Annotated in this window: 6 protein-coding genes; all 6 read left to right on the plus strand. The window is 72.0% G+C overall.

Features of this window, described 5'->3' with window-relative positions; genetic code table 11:
• Window positions 1-24: 24 nt before the first annotated feature.
• Window positions 25-660, plus strand: coding sequence for a crossover junction endodeoxyribonuclease RuvC (gene ruvC, locus ABT299_RS21930; protein WP_190856609.1), 636 nt, complete (start codon window positions 25-27; stop codon window positions 658-660).
• Entirely contained in the window at window positions 657-1,262 is a 606-nt protein-coding gene (gene ruvA / locus ABT299_RS21935; protein WP_500251816.1) for a Holliday junction branch migration protein RuvA, read from the plus strand. Before ruvC ends, ruvA begins: the two co-directional genes overlap by 4 nt.
• Before the next feature lie 115 nt (window positions 1,263-1,377).
• Entirely contained in the window at window positions 1,378-2,448 is a 1,071-nt protein-coding gene (gene ruvB, locus ABT299_RS21940) for a Holliday junction branch migration DNA helicase RuvB (RefSeq protein ID WP_190856552.1), read from the plus strand.
• Between the two features lie 175 nt (window positions 2,449-2,623).
• Complete coding sequence (gene yajC / locus ABT299_RS21945) at window positions 2,624-3,127, plus strand: preprotein translocase subunit YajC (protein ID WP_190856553.1); 504 nt, start codon at window positions 2,624-2,626, stop codon at window positions 3,125-3,127.
• 48 nt (window positions 3,128-3,175) lie between these two features.
• Complete coding sequence (gene secD, locus ABT299_RS21950) at window positions 3,176-4,972, plus strand: protein translocase subunit SecD (RefSeq protein WP_387030529.1); 1,797 nt, start codon at window positions 3,176-3,178, stop codon at window positions 4,970-4,972.
• Between the two features lie 3 nt (window positions 4,973-4,975).
• Window positions 4,976-6,145, plus strand: a complete 1,170-nt coding sequence (gene secF, locus ABT299_RS21955) for a protein translocase subunit SecF (RefSeq protein WP_433136552.1) — start codon at window positions 4,976-4,978, stop codon at window positions 6,143-6,145.
• Window positions 6,146-6,183: the final 38 nt, after the last annotated feature.

Below are 6,183 nucleotides of genomic sequence, written 5' to 3' on the forward strand. Positions count from 1 at the left end.
GAACACATGATCGAAGGAGCGGCCGTGCGGGTGATGGGGGTGGACCCCGGCCTCACCCGGTGCGGGGTCGGGGTCGTCGAGGGCGCGCCCGGCAAGCGGCTGCACCTGGTGCACGTGTCGGTGGTGCGGACCGACGCCGACGAGGACCACGCGCTGCGCCTCCTCGGCGTCGAGCGGGGGATCGAGGCGCTGATGGACGAGTTGCGCCCCGACGCCGTCGCCGTCGAGCGGGTGTTCTCCCAGCACAACGTCCGCACCGTGATGGGCACCGCGCAGGCCGCCGGAATCGCGATGCTCGCCGCCGCCCGCCGCGGCCTGCCGGTCGCCCTGCACACCCCGAGCGAGGCCAAGGCCGCCGTCACCGGCAACGGCCGCGCCGACAAGGCGCAGGTGACCGCCATGGTCACCCGCCTGCTGCACCTCGACACGGCGCCGAAGCCCGCGGACGCGGCCGACGCGCTCGCCCTCGCCATCTGCCACGTGTGGCGGGGTAGCGCGCAGCGGCGGCTGGCGCGGGCGCGCGTCTCGCGTATCGAGGATCTGGCGCGGGCCGAGCGCGAGCGGCTCGCCGCCCGGAACGCCGCCGCCCCCGCGGGAGGCCCCCCGGCGCCCCGGGGCTCTCGTCCGAAGGACCCGAGCAGAGGAGGAAGTGCCCAGTGATCGCCTTCGTCAGCGGCCAGGTGGCCGCCGCCGGGCCGGACGGCGCGGTGATCGACGTGCACGGCGTCGGCCTGGCCGTGCAGTGCACGCCCGCCACCCTCGCCGGGCTGCGGGTCGGCGACCAGGCGAAGGTGCCGACCTCGCTGGTCGTCCGGGAGGACTCGCTGACCCTGTTCGGGTTCGCCGACGACGACGAGCGGGCGGTCTTCGAGCTGCTGCAGACCGCCAGCGGCGTCGGCCCCCGCCTCGCGCTGGCGATGCTCGCCGTGCACACCCCGAACGCGCTGCGCCGCGCCGTCGCCGCCGAGGACCTGACCGCGCTGACCAAGGTGCCGGGGATCGGCAAGAAGGGCGCCCAGCGGATCGTCCTAGAGCTGAAGGACCGGCTCGGCGGCCCCGTCGGCGACGGCGCCGCGGAGGTGCGGGCGCCCGCCGCGGCCGAGGCGTGGCGCACGCAGGTCCAGATGGGCCTGATCAACCTCGGCTGGTCCGCCAAGGACGCCGACGCGGCCGTCGACGCCGTCGCCGCCGACCTCGACGGCGCCGAGGCGCCCCCGGTCGCGGCGCTGCTGAAGTCCGCGCTGAAGAAGCTCGCCAAGTGATGCGCGCGAACGGCCGCGTCGTCGCCGGACCGAGGAGCGCGGGGAGCGTGCGCCCGGAGCGACGAGGGAAGCGGCGGCGTGGAAAGGCCGTTCGCCGCCGAGCGGAGGCGAGGCGATGAGCGGCGAGGCGGACCGGCTGGTCTCGGCGGACGCGGACGGCGCCGAGGAGCAGGTGATCGAGGCGGCGCTGCGGCCGAAGCGGCTCGAGGACTTCGTCGGCCAGGAGCGGGTCCGCGAGCAGCTGTCGCTGGTGCTGCACGGGGCGCTGCGGCGCGGCCGCACGCCCGACCACGTGCTGCTGTCCGGCGGCCCGGGGCTCGGCAAGACGACCCTCGCCATGATCATCGCGGCGGAGCTGGGGCAGCCGCTGCGGATCTCCTCGGGGCCCGCGATCGAGCGCGCCGGCGACCTCGCGGCGGTGCTGTCCACCCTCGCCGAGGGCGAGGTGCTGTTCCTGGACGAGATCCACCGGCTGGCGCGGCCCGCCGAGGAGATGCTCTACATGGCGATGGAGGACTTCCGGGTCGACGTCGTCGTGGGCAAGGGGCCGGGCGCGACCGCGATCCCGCTGGACATCGCGCCGTTCACGCTGGTCGGCGCGACGACCCGGGCGGGCATGCTGCCGGGGCCGCTGCGCGACCGGTTCGGGTTCGTCGCGCACATGGACTTCTACGAGCCCGCCGAGCTGGAGGTGATCGTCCGGCGGTCGGCGCGGCTGCTGGACGTGGAGATCACCGACGACGGCGCCGCCGAGGTCGCCGGGAGGTCGCGGGGGACCCCCCGGATCGCCAACCGGCTGCTGCGCCGCGTCCGCGACTACGCCGAGGTCCGCGCGGACGGCGTGATCACGCGGGACCTGGCCGAGGCCGCCCTGCGACTCTACGAGGTGGACGAGCGTGGTCTGGACCGGCTCGACCGCGCCGTCCTGGGGTCCCTGTTGCGCAAGTTCGGCGGGGGGCCGGTGGGGCTGTCGACGCTCGCGGTGTCGGTGGGGGAGGAGCCCGAGACGGTCGAGGTCGTCGCCGAGCCGTTCCTCGTCCGGCAGGGCCTGCTGGCCAGGACGCCTCGCGGGCGCATCGCGACGCCCGCCGCGTGGGCGCATCTCGGCGTCGCGCAGCCGCCCTCGTCGCCGATGGCCGGTACGCTGTTCGAGGTGGACGACGACGCCGATCGGCCCGAACAGTGATCATGTTGTAACGGGATGGGAACTTCCCGGCGTCGCGGATCGTCACGTCGTTGCCGGGGTCTCGCGTACTCTCTAGACTCCGGGACTTGGTTCCACCGTCTCCAGCCCGCGTTCCCCATGGGGTGGCCGATCCGGTCACAGGCTGGGCAAACCACATCGGAAGGATGCCCCAGTAATGGGCAGCGACATGATTTTGGCGGCTTCGTCCGGCGGCAGCGGGGGCTTCAACCTGCTGCTGCTCCTCGCCGTCCCCGTGGTCTTCTACTTCCTGCTCATCCGGCCGCAGAGCAAGCGGCGCAAGGAGCAGATGAACATGCAGAGCGCCATGGAACCGGGAGCCCGGGTGCTGACGACCAGTGGCATCCGCGCCACCGTGGTCTCCGTCGACGACGACGGTCTCCTGCTGGAGATCGCGCCGGGCGTCGAGGTCCACTTCGTCAAGCAGGCCGTCATGCAGGTCCTCAAGGACGACGAGCCGGAGGAGCTGGACGACGAGGCCGACGACGACGAGCTCGAGGCGGACGAGGACGACGAGCGCGTCGACCTGTCCAAGGACGAGCCGTCCGAGGTGGACCTGTCCAAGGACGCCGACCGCGTCGAGGACGCGGACCTCGGCGACGAGGACGAGGCCGAGGAGTCCAAGCCCAAGGCGAAGGCCAAGGCCGGGGAGAAGCCCTAGGCCTGACACGCCTCCGGCAACGACTCAAGGACGGGAAGAAAACGACCAGTGGCCTCGCCTAGCAACGTTCCCAAGCCCGGGCGCACGCTCTTCGCGCTCTTCGCGGTCATCGCGATCCTGGCCGGCGTCGCGCTCCTGCAAGGGCAGACCAAGCCGAAACTCGGCCTGGACCTGGCGGGCGGGACGACCGTCACGCTCACCGCCAAGACCGAGAAGGGCAAGAACCCGCCGGCGGACCTGATGGACCAGGCCGTCAAGATCATGACGCAGCGGGTCAACGGTCTGGGCGTGTCCGACGCCGAGGTCGCCAAGCAGGGCAGCAACAACATCGTGGTGAACGTGCCCGGCGAGGGGCAGGGCCGCGTCGTGGGGCTGATCGGCACGACCGCGAAGCTCCAGTTCCGGCAGGTGTTCGCCTACACCGACGGCAAGCCCACGGCGGGCGGGGCCACGCCCTCCCCGTCCGCGAGCCCGTCCGGCACGGCGAGCCCGTCCGGCAAGCCGACCGCGAAGCCCTCGGGGTCGGCGTCCCCGTCCGCGTCCGCCACGCCGCGCAAGCGCGCGGTGTCGGACGCGCTGGCGGCGCCGACGCCGAACCCGTCCGGCTCGGGCTCGCCGTCCCCCACGGCGTCCCCGTCCGCGTCGCCGTCGTCGCCGCTGGTGTCGCCGGCGCCGTCCACCGGCACCCAGACCTACCCGGGCGTCACCGACAAGGCGGTCATTCAGCAGTTCGAGTCGCTGAACTGCTACAGCGGCGACCGCCACGCCCCGGGCGCGAACGACCCGAACCGCAAGTTCGTCGCGGCGTGCGCGCAGAAGGTCGAGAACGGCCAGGTCGGCAAGTACATCCTCGGCCCGGTCCGGGTGCTCGGCGAGAACGTCAAGAGCGCGACCGCGATGCCGCCGAACTCCCAGCAGGGCCAGGCGAGCTGGTCGGTGGCGCTGAAGTTCGACGGCAAGGGCGCCCGCCAGTTCGGCGACGTCACCACCGACGCGTCCAAGGCGTACCAGAGCGACTCGTCCTCGCCGCAGTCGCAGGTCGCGATCGTCCTGGACGGCCAGGTGGTCTCCGCGCCGCAGATCAACCAGGGCGCGATCACCGGCGGCAGCGCCAGCATCGACGGCCCCGCCGACAGCTTCACCCAGCAGTACGCGACCGACCTCGCCAACGTGCTGAAGTACGGGGCGCTGCCGCTGGAGTTCAAGCAGAGCTCCATCGACGAGGTGTCGTCCACGCTGGGCTCCGACCAGCTGACCGGCGGCCTGATCGCCGGCGCGATCGGCCTCGGCCTGGTCGTCCTCTACTGCATGCTGTACTACCGGGGCCTCGGCCTCGTGGCGGTGTCCAGCCTGATCGTCGCCTCCGTGATCACCTATGAGGCGGTGGTGATCCTCGGCGAGGGGATGGGCTTCCGGCTGTCGCTGCCGCACATCATCGGCCTGATCGTGTCGATCGGCATCACCGCCGACTCGTTCATCGTCTACTTCGAGCGGCTGCGGGACGAGCTGAGAGCGGGCCGCAGGCTGCGCTCCTCGGTGGAGAACGCCTGGAAGCGGGCGCGGCGCACCATCCTCGTCGCCGACGCCGTGACGTTCCTGGCCGCCGTGGTGCTGTACTTCCTCGCGGTCGGCGGCGTCGCCGGGTTCGCGTTCGCGATGGGCCTGACCACGCTGATCGACATCGTGGTGGTGTTCTTCTTCACCAAGCCGATGGTGGCCCTGCTGTCGCGGACGAACTTCTTCGGCCGCGGGCATCCGATGTCCGGGCTGGACGCCAAACGGCTGCGCCGCAACCTGCAGGACGCCGACGGCGTCGCCGCCCGCAAGACGAGCCAGGAGGCCTGAGCCATGGGGCTGCGCGCGGTCCTCTCCCGGATCTACCGGGGTGAGATCAGCGCCGACATCGTCGGCAAGCCGAAGATCTGGTACTCGCTGTCCGGGGCGCTGCTGATCCTGTCGATCGCCGGGCTGCTGATCCAGGGCCTCAACTTCGGCGTGGAGTTCAAGGGCGGCTCGGTCTTCACCTTCAAGTCGCCGAGCTCCTCGATCGAGCAGGTGCGCGGCGCCGCGTCCGACGGCGGCGCGCACGACCCGATCGTGCAGAAGGCCGGCGACGATTGGCGGGTCACGACCCAGAGCCTGTCCTCGGACCAGGTCACCCAGGTCAAGGCGACCATCACCAAGGAGCTGAAGGTCCCCGCCAGCAAGGTCAGCACCCAGGTGGTCGGCGCCTCGTGGGGCGGGGAGATCCAGAAGAAGGCGTGGCAGGCGCTCATCGTCTTCATGATCCTGATCATCGGCTACCTGTCGGTGGCGTTCGAGTGGCGGATGGCGCTCGCCGCCGTGGTCGCCCTCGTGCACGACCTGGTCATCACGGCGGGCGTGTACGCCTGGTCCGGGTTCGAGGTCACGCCCGCGACGCTGCTGGGGTTCCTGACGATCCTCGGATACTCGCTGTACGACGCGGTGGTCGTGTTCGACATGATCAAGGAGGTCACCAAGCCGCTCGGCCCGACCTCCAGGACCACCTACAGCGAGGCGGCGAACCAGGCGCTGAGCAGCACCCTGGTCCGGTCGCTGAACACCTCGCTGGTCGCGATCCTGCCGGTCGGCGCGATCCTGTTCATCGGCACCACGCTGTTCGGCGCGGGCACGCTGAAGGACCTGTCGCTCGCGCTGTTCGTCGGCATGATCATCGGTACGTACTCCTCGCTGTGCGTGGCGACGCCGCTGCTGGTGCAGCTCAAGGAGCGCGAGCCGAAGTACAAGCAGATCCGCGCCAACATCGCCCGCCGCGAGCAGAGCGCCAAGCGGCAGGCCAGGAGCGCGAAGGTCAAGGCCGCGACCGGGGCGTCCGGCGACGCGCCGCCGGACGACGGGCCGGACGACGGCGACGCCGACGACGACGCGCCGGCCTCCGAGGAGCTGCCGTCCGGCGTGACCGTCCGGAAGGTCGTGCAGACGGGACCGCGGCAGCAGCCGCGCCGCGGCACCCGCCAGCAGCGCCGCGGCAAGTAGAGCAGGACGCGCCGTGCCCGCGCCGGTCACCCACCGTG

The sequence above is a fragment of the Spirillospora sp. NPDC000708 genome, assembly GCF_040299565.1.
GTDB lineage: Bacteria > Actinomycetota > Actinomycetes > Streptosporangiales > Streptosporangiaceae > Spirillospora.